Origin of the sequence: Flavobacterium gelidicaeli, assembly GCF_013294005.1 — a bacterium.
Classification (GTDB): Bacteria; Bacteroidota; Bacteroidia; order Flavobacteriales; family Flavobacteriaceae; genus Flavobacterium.
Genome location: NZ_JABSNK010000012.1, coordinates 72,418 through 92,056, shown reverse-complemented (window position 1 = coordinate 92,056; position 19,639 = coordinate 72,418). Strand labels below are relative to the sequence as shown.

Here is a 19,639-nt window from a genome sequence, read left to right as displayed (position 1 = left end):
GTGTGGCTAAATTCCATTAAGATGTACGGGTAAAACACCACTACACAAACTATCATTCACTAATTGTTGGGCAGCAATTTCTTGAAATTCAGTAAAATCTTGGTAAAGCAGAATAATTCCTTCAGCGAGATGTAAATTTGGTATTACTTGCAAAGCGTACGGATTGCCAAAGACATAAAGTACACATTTTTTTGATGCTAATAAACTGCTCAATAATTCTAAAATTACTGGGGAAATGTCAAAATTATTCATTGGTTTTGCTTTTGGAACAAACAAGGCAATGATTATAGTATCGTAATTTTCTAGGTTTTTTTCTAAAATAGTATTGTCAATAGTAGCCTCGTTTTCTATGGCGAAAGTTTTCCCATTTAATTTTGGTGCCAAACTATTAAAAAAGGAATTCGTACTGTTTTTATAGAGACTTAGTAATGCTAATGTGCCTTTTTTAGATGCTTCTATAACTAATTTGGTACTATTCGTACCTTTGATTTTTGTAATACTCTTGCTAGCTATGCGACCGTTTAAATTAGCTGCAGTTTCAAAGTCTAAAGTAGGTTTTTCTATTGAATTTTCTTTATGGATACCTACTTTTTCCTTGCATTTCATCAAGCGTTTGTAACTTGCGTCAATGCGTTCAGGAGTGGCATTTTTAAGAATTTCATGAATTCCTTCAGGTACATTTTCAGCGAAGCATAGCACGTCGTTTCCAGCGTTAAAAGCTTCCCATTCTAATTGTCCTTTTTTAGGATATAATTTTGAAACACTATGCATATTCAAAGCATCCGAAATTACTAAACCATCATACTGCAAACGCTTTCGCAAAAGGTCTTCAATCACCGCCTTTGATAACGTAGCCGAGGTGTTCTTACCATCATTCAAGGCAGGAACAGCTAAATGTCCTATCATAATCGAATCAACATCATTTGCAATTCCTTGAATAAAAGGATACAACTCATTATCTAATAATTCATCTAAAGTTTCGTTTAAAATAGGCAATCCTAAATGGGAGTCAACGTTAGTGTTCCCGTGTCCAGGGAAGTGTTTTAAGCATCCTAAAACGCCTACAGCACTCATCCCACGCAAGTATTCTAATGCAAACTGGCTTACTTTTTCTTTATTTTCACCAAAAGAGCGGTATCCAATTACTGGATTATTAGGATTGTTATTAATGTCTGCAAGTGGCGCTAGGTTGTAATTAATCCCAACCGATTTTAAGTCCAGGCCTATTTGTTTTCCTACTTCATAAACCAACTGTGATTCGCTTTCTGGTAGCGCACCAAGTGTAATTGCATAGGGATATTGCGGTGTTTTCTCGACACGCATTGCTAAACCCCATTCGGCGTCAATACTCATTAATAATGGAGTGGGAGCACACTTTTGATACCGGATAATTAATTCCTTTAAACGGTTATAACTAGCATCATTCAATTCAATTTTTTTCTTTGTTTCATAATTAGTGGCTGCACTAGCCCGACTATGAAAAAAAGTCAATCCCCCAATGTTGTATTCTCTAATAAGTTGTTCCGTAGCTTGAATATTTTCTTCGGTGTCATTAATAAAAACTGCTGGAAAAAAGAATTGCCCTATTTTTTGTTCTAATGTCATTGTTTTTTATTTTGAATCCGTAGTTTTTAGTCAAGAACTGGTCTTACGTATTGGGTATGTAAATTATGGATTTTTAGAATATTATTTAAGGGCAATGTTTTACTGTAAACGAGATCTATTTATTAACTCCCGACTTCTTTCCAAAATCTTTTGGAAAAATTAAAAATCGTGACAGAATCAAACCAGGAACTGTTGCTAGAAAAACCCAAATAAAGAAATTTCCATAACCTAAATATTCTTGAATGAATCCGCTTGCCATTCCAGGAAGCATCATTCCTAATGCCATGAAACCTGTTGCGAGTGCGTAGTGTGAGGTTTTTGATTCTCCTTCGGCTACGTAAATTAAATACATCATAAAAGCGGCAAATCCAAAACCGTAACCAAATTGCTCCGCAATTACCGTTGCATAAATATAGTACACACTTGCAGGGTGAAAGTGCGCCAGTAGCACAAAACCAACGATAGGCAGGTGCATGGCTAGAATCATGGGTAGCATCCATTTTCCTAGACCGTCTCTAGAAATTACAATACCTCCAATGATTCCGCCTATGGTTAATGAAATAACACCAAAAGTCCCGTAAATAACTCCTACGTCTTGCGTTGTTAATCCCATGCCACCCACCGCTTGATCATCAATTAAAAAAGGAGTAAGCATTTTTAATAATTGTGATTCTCCTAATCTAAATAATAGTATAAAGGCAAGTACGATTCCTATTTGTTTCTTTTTAAAAAAACTAGAAAAAACGGAGGCAAACGAAGCGTTAGTAGCTTCAACAGAGTTTTTGGCAATTGCTTTTTCGGTTCTTGGCGTAGCAAAATAATTGTAAATCGTAATCAATGTCATTAGTAATCCCACAATAATCATGGTGTACGACCATGCTTTTTGTTTGTCGCCATATTCTTGTTCTAAATAACCACCTATGATCACAATCAAACCGTTTCCAGTAAGCATAGACAGGCGGTAAAAAGTACTTCTAATCCCTAGGAAAAAGGATTGTTGGTCTTTTTCTAAAGTCAATAAGTAAAATCCGTCACTAGCGACATCATTAGAGGCTGATGCAAATGCTGCAACCCAGAAAAAGGCAAGACTAATCACAAAAAAATGATTCATAGGAATCACAAAACCTACGGTTAAAAAAGCAATGGAGATCAGCAATTGCATCGCTAAAAACCACTTTCTTTTAGTTGCGTACAAATCAATAAACGGACTCCATAATGGTTTTATAACCCATGGTAAGTACAATAAACTAGTGTAAATACCAATGTCTTCATTACCTATTCCAAGATTCTTGTACATAATTACTGAAACCGATATGATAATCGCGTAGGGTAATCCCGAAGCAAAGTTCAATAACGGTATCCAATACCAAGGATTAGTGTCTGTTTTATTCATCTGTTTCAGTTTGAATGTGGGTTACTGCTGGTATGTAAGGCGGGTTTAATGTTGTTGGCAGACTTTCGTTACCAAAAAAATCAATAAAAGAAACAGCGTATGTAGTGTTTTTTTCTAATTGATCACTAGGAATAACCAAGTTAATGCTGTTCGCTTTTTCTTTAAAAGCAATTTTATTAATAATCTGGCTTGGGTTATTTGTATTTAATTTAAGGCTGTCTTTTGCAGCATAAAGGAGCACATAACGCACTTTAGAATGTACAGGGAAATCCAGAGTGTATTTTTTTATGCTGTCGGTTTCTAATTTCTCACATACATATGGAATGTCTAAAACAATTTTTCTAGAATTAGGAACTACATAAGGAAGCGCTGGGTATTTGTATTGATTCTCAGCAAGTAATTGAGTTACCGCCTTGTTTTTATTAACAAACACTTTAGCACTAAAAAACGCATTTCCGCCTACGTTAGGGTAGGATCTTGTAATGTCAATTTGGTTAGGAATTTCTTCAGGATTAAACCATTTTTTATCAGAGTCGGTGTTGATTTTATAACTTCCGTTTCCTATGTATATTGCGGTGTTTTTTGAGTTTTCGGCCCACCATTTTAGCAGTTTTGAGTACGATGCTGTGCGGTGATCCATACTCCAATATAGCTGTGGTAATAAATAATCAACCCAGCAATTTTCCATCCACGCCATAGGGTCAGCAAATAAATCATCGTAATTTGTTTGCCCTGATTGGGTGTCAGATCCTCTAGGATCAACAGACTTGTTGCGCCAAACTCCAAAAGGACTGATTCCGAATTGTACCCATGGTTTTGCCTTTTTTATCGAATGAGAAACGGCCTCAACAAAAATATTGACATTATTACGTCTAAAGTCTTCAAGAGACATACCATTACCATACAATTTATAAGAAGCAGCATCATTAAAATTCTCACCTGTTACTTTGTAAGGATAAAAATAATCATCAAAATGAATGGCATCAATATCGTATTTTTCAACGACTTCATCAACCACGGCAAGTAAATGGGCTTGTACTTCAGGAAGCGCAGGGTTGTAATACCATTTTCCAGCGTATTTTAACATCCACTCTGGGTGTTTGTAATAATCGTGCTCCTTGCTTAATTGTGCAGTATTCAAGTCCATTGTGGCGCGATAAGGATTCAGCCAGGCATGAAATTCAAAACCTTGATTGTGCGATTCAGTAATCATCCAAGCTAATAAATCAACATTTCCTTTAGTTGGTTGTCCTTGTTTACCGGTTAAGTATTTAGACCATGGTGCTAATTGTGTAGGATAGAAAGCATCACCTGCTGTCCTGATTTGCACAATTACCGCATTATAATTTAGTTTTTTGTAGGTATCTAGAATTTCTAGGAAGTCGGCTTTTTGTTTTTCAACAGAATCATTTCCTGATTTTGGCCAGTCAATATTTGCCACAGTAGCAATCCAAACTGCTCTAAATTCGTTTTTGGGATAGCTGCTTTTATCTTGAGCATTCCCTTTTGAAAAAGAAAGGAATAGGAGGAATAAGAAAGTGAGTACCTGGTTGTTTTGGGTCATTATTATGGAATTTTAATAAAGGTCAAAAATAGTTTTTTTAGCGAATTTTACGAGATATATCTACATTAAAATTTTATGGTTTTGTTTATAGCAATTTCTTTGCCAAATATACCCTTTGTATTTTTGAAATGCACAGATTCTCTAGCCCCAACAGTAGTAGAAAGCCTTTGCAGGTTAAAAACTATTTTTTATGGTGCGGGCAGAGCGACCAGAGGAAGCTCCTGACGGTGCCTGTAAAAAAGGTTTGAAACCAAAAAGCTTGCAACGAATGCTGGGAAATAGCTCTAAAAAAAGCAAGAATTTGAGCGAAATTTTATGATTACAAAACACACTATTGCCTTATATTTGTAAAACATAAGCAATACACTACACAATGCCAACTCAAGATCAATTACAGCAATTAGCAGCATCAATAGACGGGAAACTTTTATATGATGATCTGCATAAAACACTCTATTCTACTGATGCATCAGCGTATAAACTGCGACCTATTGCGGCGGCATTGCCTAAAAATGAGCAAGATATTATAAAGATTCTCGCTTTTGCTACCGTCAATAAAATTTCGGTGACCCCTAGAACTGCGGGAACCTCCTTAGCGGGACAAACGGTGGGTAGTGGAATTATTGTGGATGTATCCAAATTTTTTACACAGATAGTATCTTTTGATAAAGACAAAAAAACGGTAACTGTACAGCCCGGCGTGATTAGAGACGAGCTGAATTTGTATTTAAAACCACATGGATTATTTTTTGGTCCCAATACGTCTACCTCAAATAGGTGTATGGTTGGCGGAATGGTGGGAAATAATTCCTCAGGAACCACCTCGATACGTTACGGTGTTACCAGAGATAAAATTGTGGCCATAAAAGCAGTATTGAGTGATGGATCGCAAGTAATTTTTAAGGAATTAAGCTCAGCCGAATTTATCGAAAAAACAAAAGGTGATACACTTGAAAACAAAATATACCAAAGCCTGTATGCCGAGTTATCGAATGAAGCGACGCAAAAGGAAATTATAAAAGAATTCCCAAAACCAGAAATCCACAGACGAAATACGGGTTATGCCGTTGATATTTTGTTGCAATCAGATTTATTTGGAGGAAACCAACCTACGATAAATGTGGGGAAATTGCTTTGTGGTAGTGAGGGAACTTTAGCTTTTACCACTGAGGTTACTTTGCAGCTGGATGATTTACCGCCTACAAATAACGTTATGGTGGTCACGCATTTTACTAGCATTCAAGAGAGTTTAGAGGCCGTTATGGTAGCTATGAAACACCATTTGTACACTTGTGAAATGATTGACGATACCATTCTTGATTGTACTAAAACGAATAAGGAGCAAAGTAAAAACCGTTTTTTTATTCAAGGAGAGCCTAAAGCAATTATGCTCTTTGAAGTAGCCTCACACAGCAGTATGAAAGATGCCGAAGAGCAAGCGGATGCGTTGATAGCTGATTTAGAGAAAAATAATTTTGGGTATGCTTCGCCAAAGTTATACGGTGCCGATATTGATAAAGTAAACGAACTTAGAAAAGCAGGCTTAGGATTGCTAGGAAGTATTGTAGGAGATAATAAAGCAGCCGACTCTATTGAAGATACTGCGGTTGAATTGAGTGATTTACCTAATTATATAGCCGACTTTTCGGCGATGATGAAACGTCACGGTCAGGAAGCTATTTATTACGCACATGCGGGTGCGGGTGAGCTGCACTTGCGTCCGGTTTTGAATTTAAAAACAACGGAAGGCATTTACCAATTTAGAAATATTGCTACTGAGGTGGCGCATTTAGTGAAAAAATACCGCGGTTCATTGAGTGGCGAACATGGAGACGGAATTGTTCGTGGGGAGTTCTTACCATTTATGATAGGCGATAAAAATTACGAATTGCTAAAACGCATCAAATTGGTTTTTGACCCGAATTCGGTTTTGAATATGGGGAAAATTGTCAATGCGTTAAAAATGGATGAAAACTTGCGTTTTGAACCTGGAAGAGACGAACCCAACATTCAAACCATTCAAGATTTCTCAGACAGCATGGGGGTTTTAAGGGCTGCCGAAAAATGCAATGGTTCAGGGGATTGCCGTAAATTACCATCGGCAGGAGGAACCTTATGTCCGAGTTATCGTGCTACGCGAAACGAAAAAGATACAACCCGTGCCCGTGCGAATGCGTTGAGAGAATATTTAACGAACTCGGAGAAAGACAATAAATTCAATCATAAAGAACTCTATGACGTATTTGAACTTTGTGTGAGTTGTAAAGCGTGTGCTAGCGAATGCCCTTCTAATGTGGATGTTGCAGCGCTTAAAGCCGAGTTTTTATACCAATACCAAAAAGCAAATGGTTTCTCGTTCAGAAATAAAATTTTTGCTAATAATGCCAGGTTAAATAAAATGGGGAGTACTTTTCCTGCGCTGACAAATTTTATTGCTAATTTGGCTTTAGTCAAAAAAGGAATGGGTGTGGCTCCAAAGCGTGAAGTACCGCTACTGGCTCCAAAAACGTTTAGAAAATGGCTTGCTGCAAATACACCAAAAGAAAATACTTTTGATAAAGGAAAACTCTATCTTTTTGTAGATGAATTTACTAATTATTATGATGTTCAAGTAGGTATTGATGCTTTTGAACTGCTAACTAAATTAGGTTATCAAGTTTTGACTGTTGCCCATGAGGAAAGCGCAAGAGCCTATATATCCAAAGGTTTTCTTGAAGAGGCGAAGGTTATTGCTAATAAAAACGTCACTGTTTTTAAAGGAATTATTTCAAATACGATTCCGTTAGTAGGGTTAGAGCCTTCTGGGATTTTGACTTTTAGAGATGAGTATATTCGTCTTGCTGATGATAAGGCTTCCGCCGAAAAGTTGGCTAAAAACTGCTTGACGATTGAGGAGTTTTTCAAAAAAGAAATTACAGCGGGTAAAATACTATCCGAACAATTTAATGATGAAATTCGCGAAATTAAAATTCACGGCCACTGCCATCAGAAATCGCTAAGCTCCGTAGAAGCGACTTTTGCAATGTTGAATCTTCCTAAGAATACCACGGTGACCATTTACAACTCGGGTTGTTGCGGAATGGCAGGTTCTTTTGGGTATGAAAAAGAGCATTATGAGATCAGCATGCAAATGGGGGAGGACACATTATTTCCTAAAATTAGAAAAACGGCTCCATCGACTACTATTGCTGCTGCAGGAACAAGTTGCCGCCATCAAATTTTTGACGGAACAAGTAGAAAAGCGCAACATCCGGTAAGTATATTGCGTAGTTGTATTCAATAAAAGTAAAATTAGGTGTTAAAAAAGAATTATTGCCTAATGGAGGATGGTTTTAATTGTTTCTGAAGAAGTTTTTAAAATAACTATTTGACTTTTATAATTAACTTAAAAGTAAATTTGACTTAATTAAGTATTTCAATAAAAAAATAAGTGCAAATCATTGAGAATTGAATTTGTTTTATACATTTGGATTCTTAAATAAAGGTGCAGTATCTACAAGAAAAAGACCTGCTTTTTATGATATATTAATTTATACTAATAATTTCCTGATTATGGCAGTTTCGAGTTTGTTTAGAAAAAAAACAGTCCAAGACATATTAAAGCAAGTAGAAAAAAATGAAGCTGACGGACATGAAGCATTAGGAAGACATTTAACCGCCAGGGATTTAACTGCTTTTGGTATTGCTGCCATTGTAGGAGCGGGAATTTTTAGTACCATAGGAAAAGCAAGTGCCGATGGAGGTCCTGCTGTCATTTTTCTGTTTTTATTTACGGCATTAGCCTGTAGTTTTGCTGCTTTTGCTTACGCCGAATTTGCCTCTATGGTGCCGGTTTCAGGAAGTGCGTATACGTATTCGTATGTGGCATTTGGAGAATTAGTAGCATGGATTATAGGTTGGGCGTTGATTATGGAATACGCCATTGGGAATATCACCGTAGCCATTTCCTGGAGTGACTATTTTACGGGACTTTTAGAGAGCGGCGGCATACATCTCCCGCAATGGATCCAGATGGATTACCTTACCGCATCAAATGGATTTAAAGACGCTACGGCATTAATGCAAAGCGGAAAATCATACGAGAATTTAAGTGGTGCATTAAAAGCGGCTTACACTGCTTGGACCACTTCACCTACTATAGGTTCTTTTCATTTAGTGGCTGATTTACCCGCACTTTTTATTATTATTTTGATCACTGCTCTAGTGTATCGCGGGATGAAAGAATCACGTAATGCTAGTAACATGATGGTTGTTGTAAAACTCTGTATCATTTTATTAGTGATTGCAGTAGGCGTTTTTTACGTTGATACTGATAACTGGAGCCCTTTTGCTCCAAACGGGGTTAGTGGTGTGCTTAAAGGAGTGTCAGCAGTGTTTTTTGCCTACATTGGTTTTGATGCTATTTCTACCACAGCCGAAGAATGTAAAGATCCACAACGCGATTTACCTCGCGGAATGATGTGGGCCATTATCATTTGCACCATTTTATATGTAATTATCGCTTTAGTTTTAACCGGAATGGTTAATTATAGTTTGCTAGATGTAGGAGATCCATTAGCGTTTGTTTTTGCCAAATTAGATTTGAAATGGATGTCGGGAATTATTGCGGTTAGTGCTGTGATTGCTATGGCGAGCGTTTTACTTGTTTTCCAAATGGGACAACCTAGAATTTGGATGAGTATGAGTCGTGATGGCTTGTTGCCAAAACGTTTTTCTAAAATTCACCCAAAATACAAAACACCTTCATACGCAACTATTGTTACCGGTTTTGTAGTGGCTATTCCCGCATTGTTTTTGAACTTAACAATGGTAACTGATTTATGTAGTATTGGGACTTTGTTTGCCTTTGTACTAGTTTGTGCAGGGGTATTGGTATTACAAAACAAGCCTAATATTCCAAGAGGAAAATTCAAAACACCTTATGTAAACTCTAAATATGTAGTGCCTTTTATGTTAGCGGCAGGTTTATTTTATGCCTTTAATTACAATCACAAAGCTACAATGGGTTTTATAACTAACGAAACTAAAATCAATACTGCTACAGCTATTATTACCTCTTTGAATAAGGAGGAATCTAAAAAAGTGTATGATTACCTAATAACAATTGATAGTAAAAATAAGGCTGCTGGAACACCAGATTTAGAAAACTTACTGATCCAATACCAACAAAATGACGCTAAGTATGCCGAAGTGGTTGCTGGTTTGCCTATCGCAAAAGAATTGAAGTATGAAAGCGGTTTTAGTTTGTTCAAGCATAAAATACCAATGTGGATTTTCTTATTGGTTTTGATTGGATTAACGGTTTGGTCTTTCCGTCAAAATTTATCTTTGATTCCGTTATTAGGATTGGTAAGTTGCTTGTACATGATGGCCGAATTAAGTGTTTGGAACTGGATTTATTTTACGATTTGGTTGCTGATAGGTTTAGTGATTTACTTTAGCTTTAGCCGAAAAAATAGTAAATTGAATTTTACCGAAGCGTAATAAATAACATAAAAAAAAGCCGCCTTGATGATTTCAAGGCGGTTTTTTTATAAATACGAAAATAGAAAAATGTAAGTTATGTTGTTTATATTTGATGTTGTGTATTAGTCGGTGGTAATCTTATATTAAACAACTGATAATCAGTAATTAAAAACAAAAATGGAGTTAAATAACAGAAAATCATATTTGGAATTAGAAGTTATTTGGAAAGATGAAGATATGTTTGAATTTCGAGTAATTGCTTCAAATGGTCGCTATTTTGGTATTACTGAAGTTTATGAAACAAGCGAATCTTTAAAAGGTTTTGCCAAATCATTATTTGAGTTCCCTAAAAATGATTCAAAATTATTTTACGAAATGGGAAAGAAAGATAGTTACGCATACTTCTCAATGCAATATCATTGCATTGACAATGCAGGACATTTAGGAGTTGAATTAAATCTTGAAGAAAATGTTTCTACTGAATACAGATGTGAAGAAAAAGATAAGCTGAAACTTGAAATAATTATTGAACCATCAGCAATTGACAATTTTCAAAAAGAATTAATTCAAATTGCAGAAAATCAAGAAGGAAAAGCAACGCTTTTTGGTCGAAATAATTAATTAATTAAGGAAAATATGAATTTCAAAATCGTTTTTATTGGTTTAATTTTCATAAGTCTGAATTCTTGTGGGCAAACTAAAAGTGACAGAACGCAATTTGGCGTTGAATATGCAAAAAGCGAACTAAAAGAGGCACTTTCTAACAAAAAGAAAAAGCAAATTTTAGTTGACACAGTTATTCCAGACAAAGAAACAGCGGTAATAATTGCTGAAACAATTCTATTTAAAATTTACGGAAAAGACAACATAATCAAACAAAGACCTTACGAAATAAACCAAATAGACAATTATTGGGTTTTAAATGGAACACTTCCACAAAATATGTTTGGCGGAACATTTTTAATCATTTCAGACTCAACAAATGGACAAATAATTAAATTAACACACGGAAAATAACAACGAAAAAGCCAGCCATCAACAGCTGTTTTGATATAGCTGGAGAAATAGTACAATCGCCAGACAAGGAAATAGAATATAAATGGTTTACTTAAAAGGAAGCATTAAAATTAGTGGAAATGCAAGCATTAAATACCGAATTAGAACAAATACTTAAAGCCCAAGAAAGTATGGGGAGGTTCGTTTATATTGTTTTTTGAAAATGAAAATTTTGAAACATTTGAGCATAAAGAGCCGTTTTACGAATTAACTAATTAAAATCAACGTATTTATAATACTGCCTGTTTGCTAAATAAGTTATTACTTATCCTTTGCAAGAAATATTATTTCAGCCAAAAAATCTTTGCTAAGATTATGAACGCAATCCAGACGCCACTTCTTGGAGCAGCTAAAATGTTAGCACTAATGCACCAACTGAGTAATAAAAATTTACAAAATGATGGAAAATAAACTACAAATATATAAGCCGAAAAACTCATTTGAAATGGATAGTAGTTTATTAATTGCATTGGTTTTATGGTCACTACTTTTTATGTTTAATTTTGTAAAATCAATATTTCCTGTATATGAAGAAGATTTTGGTTCATGGAGTGTTTTTGCTGTGATAATTGCTTTTTTATATTCTCTTTATTTCATCATAAGTAACTTTTTTAAATACGAGTGTGCTAATGGAAAATTAAGTGGGTTTTTAGTTATAGATTCGGAAAAAATAACTTGTGACTTAGATGTTTTTACAATTTACGAAATTGAAAAAATAAATATTCTTAGTGATAATTTCCGCGGAAAATTTAGTGGAAATACCAGAGTTTGGGAACGTAAAAAATCTAATGGCGTTAAAAATTATATCGAGATATATAGAAAAGATGGAGGTTATAAAAAATATTTTTTTCTTCAAACTGAAACCAAAAATATAAAAATGTTTTCTGAGGAACTTAGAATTTATTATCGATTTGGAAAATTAGAAGAACAGAATTATAAAAATATCGTTGACTAATTAACGTTAAAAGCCATCTCAAAGTAGGTTGAGTTTAGTGGTATTGAGCTTTAAAATCATTTTTCTGTCAACCAGAAAGCTCAATCTTTATGAATTCACATCTATTTAAATAAATACAATAAAAATAACTTTCCAAAAATAAATGATTTAATACGGATTTCGATTCAAACTTTAGCGCCAGTAATTTTAATAACTTGCAAATAAAAATAACTATTTATGAAAATTTATATGATGAGATTCTTGACTGTTTTTAGTGCAATATTTATGATTTCCTGCAATAATGGGAATAATGAAAATATTATAGTCGAAGATCAAAATCCTGTTGCACTGCAAGAAAAATCAAGTTTAGCTAGGTTTTCTAAACCTGGCGGGAATTTAGTAGATGCATTATATCAAGAACTTGTTGAAAAAAAACCAGAATTAAATAGTTTAGAAACGGAGCTTAATAACTTTGCAACTGAGGCGAATAAAACGCAAAATATTTTTTATAATTATAATGAAAAGTCACAGCATTTTTATGAAGACGCAACGTTCTTAGCAAATCAAATTAAAGATAGTGTAACTCAAATTAAAATTTTAGAGATTATAAAACTAAGTTCAGATAAATACGATCAGCAATCAAAAGAACTTAATCGTCTCGTAGAAAAAATAGCAAACAACCAAAAAAGTATCAATGACAATCATACTATTTTAAAATTGCTTTTAACGATTCCCATAATTGAAAAATTTCAAGAGGATAATTTGCCTAAAAATAAAGATTTTCAAAAAGTAATTGTTAAACAGGAGCAACTCAATAGAAAAATATTAGAAAAAACACCTAATTAGTAACAAGCTTTACAATGCAACCACTATTTGAATAGCTAGCATTTTATATAATTAATTTTTAAATGAATAAATTTATAGCATTACTATTAATTTTAATTATTGCACCGCTTTTAGGTGGGTTTTATGGTATGATTCATGACCAAATAACGTATTCGGTTTCTAGTGAATATTATACAAAATTCAAATTTATTCAATTTGGAATTGACAGTTGGGGTATGGCACAAAATATTGGGACAGATATGAATCCAGAAATTCAACTTGATAATCCAAGACTAGGAGCAGCAATTGTAGGTTTCTTAGCAACTTGGTGGGTTGGGATGATTATAGGTTTATTTCTGGGTTTTCTAGGGCTAATTCACAAAAACGGGAAAGTGATGTTTATAGTAACTATCAAGGCTTTTTGTTTAACAATTGCTATTGCATTAATTACTGGAATTGTTGGTTTGGGTTTTGGGAAACTCTTTATAAATGACAATTTAGCTGATTGGAATTTACCTGAAAATGTACTTGATGTGAATCATTTTATTATGGTGGGATCAATGCATAATTTTAGCTATTTAGGAGGACTTATAGGATTAGTTTTCGCAGTGATTTATAGTGTGAAACAAAAAAAGAAATTTACTTAAATTAATAATTTTTTTTAGATTGATAACATTTAACGAATTGATTAATCTAGTAAAAGATAAGGCATTATAAATGAATAAAAAAGATACAATAGTTTTCAAAGAATTAGAATATGGTATTAAATGGTATCATTATTTGATTTTTTTAGTACCCATTTTATTCAAACCTGAATTATATTGGTCGTCAATTTACGGCATTATAGTTCTAACTTTTATGAGGTATGTTGCATTTAAGGCAATTGACACTAAAGTAGATTTGGATAAAATAAAACATAGTAACCTTATAAAGAGCAATCAAAATATCATATTAAAACAGATTAAGTCTTTCAAATTAATTGAATTCGAAGTCTTTTTTGAAACTAAATTTTTAGCTCTTTACAAATATTACAACAGTAACAAGATCTCTACAATTAAATACGGTATTGAAATAGTGTTATTAAATGGTAAAACGATAATTATTGCAACCCGAAAACCCCAAGAATTACTAACTCTTATTGAAAAATTAAGCACTACTGCTGTTTAAAATAATCTTTAAGGTTTGCATCTTATGGTTTGGCCATAATTAATTTTACTTTTTTAAAATAGTAAATCACTGTTTTCGGGGGTGGTTATCGCTTCTACAATTCTTACATTTGCGCATGCTTTTTAAATTTAAAAAAATATTCACACTTTTTTTTTGGTGTTACAGTTCTCTTTGTTTGGCACAAACGGCGACTTCTATAGCAAGAGAAGATAAGAAAGTCGATGCGCTCTTTTACGATTTTAATAATGGGTCTGATAAAAAAGCATACAAGGAAGCCCATATTTCCTTACACAGGTTCAAAACAAATAAGGCTTTAACAAACACTAATCTATTACTAGCGTACTATCATAATAAATATGCAGCTATAGACTCTTCTATTTATTATACCCAACAAGCGCTTGCACGTAAAGGGAATGTAAACGATTCTTTAGGCAACCGATTGACTATATTAGCTTACCAGCTGCTGGCCTTAAATAATAAAAATAAAGGTTTGTATCATGAGAGTAAAAAATGGCATCTTAAAGGCGCTGAACTTAGTGAAAAGTTAAAAGAAATGAACTTGTATTATTCCCATTTACATGGTTTGGGAAGTACTTATATTGCACTAAATAAGAATAAAGAAGCTTTAGCTATTTTTGAAAAATGTATAAAATACTCCAAGGATGAAGATATTATTTTAGGCAGCTACATCAATTTAGGCTCAATCTATTCCTCTCTTTCAAAATACAAGATATCAAATGATTATTTACAAAAAGCCAAAGAAATTTGTGAGAAGGATGCTAACAAAATATATGCTTTAGCAAGTGTTATTGATAATATAGGGGATAATTATTTGGATAATAATGAAATAGATAAAGCTCTTTTATCGTATTATGAAGCAAAAAGGTTAAGTTTTAAAAACAGGTTCTATAGTTTAGAACTTAAGACTACAGATAAAATAGGAACATTATTATACAATGAAAATAGAGACGGAGACGCCTTATTGATATTTACCAGCGCTTTTCCTAAAGCAATGAAATTGGGAGCGCTAGATATCTTGATGCATAGTTATCTTATGTTAGAGAAAATTTATGCTCGAAAAAAAGATTTTAATAGTGCTTATATCTATGGAATTAGATATCATGAAATAAAGGATTCTATAGCTAGTTCTCAAAAGGAAAGAGCGATTGATAGTTTAGAAATTAAATTTGAAACTTTTGAGAAAGAAAAAAAAATAAAATTTTTAAGTATCGAAAACCTTAATAAGACTTTGAATATTAAGAATAAAGATATTGATATAGAAAAGTACAAACTTCAAAAAGCCATAATTGCAAAACAGAATGAAAATCAAGTGCTGCTGTTACAAAACGGCGTTCAAAAACGTAAAAATGAAATTGCACTACTAAAAGAAAAAGAAGTTTTAAAAGCCTTAGAGCTAGATAGAGAAAAGACAATTAAATACATTGTTCTAGTGGCTTTTTTCATTTTATTAGTAACCACGATTGCTCTTTTAATTATTTATTATCAAAAACTACAAGCGCAAGGTTTACTAAACTTAAAAGAAAAAGAAATTAATGAACAACGCCTGAATTCGTTAAAAAAAGATCAAGAATTAAAGCTGATTAAAGCAGCTGTTAGCGGGCAAGATCAAGAACGTAAAAAAATAGCACAAGAAATGCATGATAGTGTAGGAGGTAACCTAGCCGCTATAAAATTACAGTTCAGCCAACTATCTAACCATCCTGATAAACTAAAATTAATTTATAGACAATTAGACGATACTTATGAGCAAGTAAGGAACTTATCACATAATTTATTACCTAAAAATATTAGAGAAAACGATTTTGTGTTTTTAATTCAAGAATACATGAATACTGTTGAAGAGGCTAGTGAATTAAGTACAAATGTTTCATTTTATGACGAAAAAAATATTAATTCATTAGACAAGGTACTGCAGAACGAATTATTCTCAATTTTTCAAGAATTAACAACCAATACCCTAAAATATGCTAAAGCCACCACCATAGACATTCAGTTCGATCTTTTAAATGATTGCATCTTCTTTGTATATGAGGATGATGGTGTAGGGTTTGATTTGTCTAAAACAACATTAGGCATAGGCTTAACGAATATAAAAAATAGAGTAGAAAATTATAATGGCACATTACATATCGATTCTAAACTCGAGAGAGGAACCAGCATCAATATAGAAATCCCTTTAAAAGCATAACACATGAACTATAATCTCATTATAGCTGACGACCACAAAATGTTTTTGGATGGTTTATTAAGCATTCTTAAAACAGAGAGTAATTATAATATTCTTTATACAGCAAAGCATGGTGGTCATGTTCAAAAGTATATTTCGATAAATACAGAAGAAAAAATTGACCTTGTAATTACAGATGTTACTATGCCGGAAGTAGACGGTATTATGCTCAACAAATGGATAAAGGAAACCGCTAAGGATATAAAAACGCTAGTAGTTAGTATGCACAATACACCTGGAATTATTGATGAACTGATAGAAAGCAATGTAGATGGTTATCTTCAAAAAAATGCTCAAAAGGAAGAATTTCTAGAGGCTATAGCAACTATTTTAGCAGGGGAGAAATATTTTTCGAAAGAAATAAAAGATATTTACCTTCAAAATAAATTTGAAAAGAATAAAGACCAAGAAATTAAACTTACAAAACGTGAAATTGAAGTGATCTCACTAATAGCAGAGGAGTTTACAACACAGGAAATCGCTGATAAACTCTTTTTAAGTAAACATACTATTGAAAGTTACCGTAAAAATCTTATCACTAAACTTAACGTTAGAAATTTAGCAGGGCTTACTAAATATGCCATTAAAAAGGGATATGTATCTTCATAGCTTAGCTATCCTAAATCAATAATACACCAAGGCTCTATTTTATAATAGAGCTTTTTTTTTGTCAAATTTTAAGTAAGCGGTTTTAACCCAAAAAAATAATTAGCATTGTTTATTATTAAAAAAAAACGATCTTATTTTTTTTAGTTATTGATTATGAGTTATTTATGTTTATGCCCCCTGAATTCAGGGTATTCATTTTCACTAAATAAGGGGTTACAGCAGGGGAACTATTGGTCTAAATTTGCAGAAGAGAATAAGAAACACCACTAGATAAAAATAAAAAACTTAGGGTGTTTCAATTGTAAAAACAAACAAATTTTAACCATTAAAAACAAAAATTATGATTTTCGGAATTACATTAATCTTATTAAGCATCATTGCAGTACCTTCTTTATTATTATCAAAAAAACCTGACGCTAAAGAACTTTTAGAAAAGATAGAGCCTTACCAAGGTTGGATTGGACTTGTTTTATGTTTCTACGGTGTTTGGGGTATTGTTTTTTCTATTCTAAACTTAGGTTGGATTACTTCATTTCCAATTTGGTGGGCATCTTTATTAGCAGGAAACATCATCCAATCTATTTTAGGATTTATGTTAGGGTTTAGCCTTATTAATAAATACGTTTTATCTAAAAATGAAGCTGCTAAAGAAAAAGCAATGGTTCTAAGAGAAAAGTTAGCTCCAAAACAAGGTAAACTAGGTATCATTGGGTTGTTTGTAGGTGCATGGATGATTGTAGCCAACATTCTTTTCTTTTAAAAAAAAGCTAAAATTTAATTTGAATAATTATGAAAAAAATAGTTTGCTTAATCGCATTGTTGGTTGCATTACCATCAATTGCACAGGAAAATAAAAGTACAATTGAAGTAGTTGGAGAAACAGAAAAAGTAGTGGGGGATGATAGTTATACCCTTGTAATTGCCTTACAGCAAATACTTGCGTATGAAGGGCAACTAGATGTAGAAGCAACTTCACTTGATGTGGTTAAGAAAAATTTCATAAAAGAATTAGAAAAAATTGGAATAGATTTTAGCAGGTTTAAAAGAAATAGCTATTACGAGTTTGCTATGGTTTATTCGCAAAATAAGGAATTGTCAGAATATTATTTTTTAAGAACTTCTGACAAAGACGAATTTAGAAAATTGACACAATTAAAATCACCAGGAATGTCTATTAGTAATACTGAGATAGAAGCAGCAAAACTAACAGACAAACAATTAATTGAACTGTCAACAAAAGCGATTGCTAATGCAAAAGAAAAAGCAGAAACTATAGCTAAAAAACTAAATAAAAATATTGGAGAAATCGTTAAAATTTCAGATTTAAACACCAATGCACAGTTCATACATGGCTATGGAACTACGGCAAAACAAGCCCATACAGTAACTGTAGCCTACGAATTAAAATAAAAACAAGAATGTCTATAAATTAACAAATTCACTAAAACAAACATGAAAATTAAATTAGTAGTATTATCAGTATTTGCTTTCTGCAGTATGTTTAACGCAGAAGCACAAAAATTAAAAAAGTTTGGAAGTTCAATTGAGAAAAAAGTGGGACCAAAGACAATTAAAGTTCCTTACACAGATGTTATTTCTTATTTAGGATATGCAGCTGCAGGTAATGAAGATGAAATAGTAGACAACAAAAAATTCTATTATATCTACCTATGGGTTCCTGCTGTTGCACCAGAACTTGGAGTAAGAATGCTTTCTCCAGTAGCCAAGACAAAAGTTAAAGATGCAATTACAGCTGCTGCTTACACAGAAAACGCTTCATCTGACGATTATTTTGATACTTACATTACTCTAGAGCGTTCTACTATTTTCAAGAAAGAAGATATCACAGCTGACGCTGCTAAAAACGCTACTTGGACAAAGCTTGCTAGTAATGATGATAGTAGTGAAATGCCGAAACAACCTAGTGGAAGAAGCTACAATTCTTTATTAAGATACAAAAGCGAAATGGGGAGTCCTACAAAAGCTTTAACTGTTGGTTTGTACCGTATTGGTTTTACAACTTACAAAACAGGAGAAGTTAAAGGAACATTTTTAGCAGAAGTTGCTGCTCCAGTAAAATTACCTGGCGTTGTAATGGCTAAAACCATTGAAGAATTAAAAAAAGGACTATAATATAAAACAGACATTCGTATTTTAGTTGAACGCCTCTTTATGCAAATAAAGAGGCGTTTTTTTTTGATATTGTTTGTAGTGGGAAAGTAAAAGAAAATATATTTGTAATTAGCTAGTAATATTAAATTGATGATTTAAAATTTATTCTCTTGAAAAAAAGGTACATAAAGCAGTTGTTGATTTTTCTGATACTATTATTAATAATGGTTTTTCTATTTTATAAATTCATCACTTATGATAGAAATTATTCTTGGTCTAAAGAGTATTCAATAGAGTTACAAGATAATTTATCAAATAACGATTTTGAAATTCAGTCATTTCATGAAATAAGTCCTGATAGTATTAAGTTAAAAATTGAAAAACGTATTAAACTTAAAATCCAAAAAGCACTGACTGAACTCAACTTAATGAATTATGGAACTGAATTTGGCGAGAAAAGTGTTTTTTATTCCTCCAAAACCAATCAGAGGTTGATTTTTAAAGCTTGGTGTCTGAGCGATCATCTGGTGGGAATTGAGATCGAATATGAAAATTTTGATTCTAGTTCATTAAAAAAAATAAAGGAACGATTAGTAAAGCAGTTTCCCAATTATAAAATAACCTGGACTAAAAAGCAGTAATTTTACTAACCAAAAACAA

General features: G+C 32.9%; 17 protein-coding genes. 14 read left to right on the top strand and 3 right to left on the bottom strand.

Translation table 11 applies throughout. The features are described 5' to 3' along the window. Nucleotides 1-6: 6 nt before the first annotated feature. The 3 genes from HNP99_RS14985 to HNP99_RS14975 form a co-directional block, all read right to left on the bottom strand. Nucleotides 7-1,605 carry a glycoside hydrolase family 3 protein gene (locus HNP99_RS14985; protein ID WP_173854204.1) on the bottom strand — a complete coding sequence of 533 codons (1,599 nt, stop codon included), beginning with the start codon at nucleotides 1,603-1,605 and terminating at the stop codon, nucleotides 7-9. Nucleotides 1,606-1,720: 115 nt separating this feature from the next. Then, nucleotides 1,721-2,998, bottom strand: coding sequence for an MFS transporter (locus HNP99_RS14980; protein WP_173854203.1), 1,278 nt, complete (start codon nucleotides 2,996-2,998; stop codon nucleotides 1,721-1,723). Beyond that, complete coding sequence (locus HNP99_RS14975; protein ID WP_173854202.1) at nucleotides 2,991-4,562, bottom strand: glycoside hydrolase family 10-like protein; 1,572 nt, start codon at nucleotides 4,560-4,562, stop codon at nucleotides 2,991-2,993. Before HNP99_RS14975 ends, HNP99_RS14980 begins: the two co-directional genes overlap by 8 nt. Nucleotides 4,563-4,935: 373 nt before the next feature. Between HNP99_RS14975 and HNP99_RS14970 the strand changes: the two genes are divergently transcribed. From HNP99_RS14970 to HNP99_RS14905, 14 genes are all read left to right on the top strand, one after another. Beyond that, nucleotides 4,936-7,845: an FAD-binding and (Fe-S)-binding domain-containing protein gene (locus tag HNP99_RS14970; RefSeq protein ID WP_173854201.1), complete on the top strand. Its 2,910-nt coding sequence runs from the start codon at nucleotides 4,936-4,938 to the stop codon at nucleotides 7,843-7,845. A 269-nt stretch (nucleotides 7,846-8,114) separates the two neighbouring features. After that, a complete protein-coding gene (locus HNP99_RS14965; protein WP_173854216.1) occupies nucleotides 8,115-10,046 on the top strand; it encodes an amino acid permease in 1,932 nt (643 codons plus the stop codon). A 159-nt stretch (nucleotides 10,047-10,205) separates the two neighbouring features. Continuing rightward, nucleotides 10,206-10,649 (top strand): hypothetical protein, encoded by a 444-nt coding sequence (locus HNP99_RS14960; RefSeq protein WP_173854200.1) that lies wholly within the window; start codon nucleotides 10,206-10,208, stop codon nucleotides 10,647-10,649. Nucleotides 10,650-10,664: 15 nt separating this feature from the next. Continuing rightward, complete coding sequence (locus HNP99_RS14955; RefSeq protein ID WP_173854199.1) at nucleotides 10,665-11,045, top strand: YbbC/YhhH family protein; 381 nt, start codon at nucleotides 10,665-10,667, stop codon at nucleotides 11,043-11,045. Nucleotides 11,046-11,481: 436 nt separating this feature from the next. Then, nucleotides 11,482-12,039: a hypothetical protein gene (locus HNP99_RS14950; protein WP_173854198.1), complete on the top strand. Its 558-nt coding sequence runs from the start codon at nucleotides 11,482-11,484 to the stop codon at nucleotides 12,037-12,039. A 216-nt stretch (nucleotides 12,040-12,255) separates the two neighbouring features. Further along, nucleotides 12,256-12,864 carry a hypothetical protein gene (locus tag HNP99_RS14945; RefSeq protein WP_173854197.1) on the top strand — a complete coding sequence of 203 codons (609 nt, stop codon included), beginning with the start codon at nucleotides 12,256-12,258 and terminating at the stop codon, nucleotides 12,862-12,864. Nucleotides 12,865-12,926: 62 nt separating this feature from the next. Next, a complete protein-coding gene (locus HNP99_RS14940) occupies nucleotides 12,927-13,490 on the top strand; it encodes a hypothetical protein (RefSeq protein WP_173854196.1) in 564 nt (187 codons plus the stop codon). Nucleotides 13,491-13,560: 70 nt separating this feature from the next. Next, nucleotides 13,561-14,010 carry a hypothetical protein gene (locus HNP99_RS14935; protein WP_173854195.1) on the top strand — a complete coding sequence of 150 codons (450 nt, stop codon included), beginning with the start codon at nucleotides 13,561-13,563 and terminating at the stop codon, nucleotides 14,008-14,010. A 175-nt stretch (nucleotides 14,011-14,185) separates the two neighbouring features. Beyond that, a complete protein-coding gene (locus HNP99_RS14930; RefSeq protein WP_173854194.1) occupies nucleotides 14,186-16,219 on the top strand; it encodes an ATP-binding protein in 2,034 nt (677 codons plus the stop codon). A gap of 3 nt (nucleotides 16,220-16,222) precedes the next feature. Continuing rightward, a complete protein-coding gene (locus HNP99_RS14925; protein WP_173854193.1) occupies nucleotides 16,223-16,867 on the top strand; it encodes a response regulator transcription factor in 645 nt (214 codons plus the stop codon). A 340-nt stretch (nucleotides 16,868-17,207) separates the two neighbouring features. Further along, complete coding sequence (locus tag HNP99_RS14920; RefSeq protein ID WP_173854192.1) at nucleotides 17,208-17,627, top strand: hypothetical protein; 420 nt, start codon at nucleotides 17,208-17,210, stop codon at nucleotides 17,625-17,627. 29 nt (nucleotides 17,628-17,656) lie between these two features. Further along, nucleotides 17,657-18,277, top strand: a complete 621-nt coding sequence (locus HNP99_RS14915; protein WP_173854191.1) for an SIMPL domain-containing protein — start codon at nucleotides 17,657-17,659, stop codon at nucleotides 18,275-18,277. Between the two features lie 42 nt (nucleotides 18,278-18,319). After that, nucleotides 18,320-19,000 carry a Lipl32 family lipoprotein gene (locus tag HNP99_RS14910; RefSeq protein ID WP_173854190.1) on the top strand — a complete coding sequence of 227 codons (681 nt, stop codon included), beginning with the start codon at nucleotides 18,320-18,322 and terminating at the stop codon, nucleotides 18,998-19,000. A gap of 203 nt (nucleotides 19,001-19,203) precedes the next feature. Then, on the top strand, nucleotides 19,204-19,620 hold the full coding sequence (locus HNP99_RS14905) for a hypothetical protein (RefSeq protein WP_173854189.1): 417 nt from the start codon (nucleotides 19,204-19,206) through the stop codon (nucleotides 19,618-19,620). Nucleotides 19,621-19,639 lie beyond the last annotated feature (19 nt).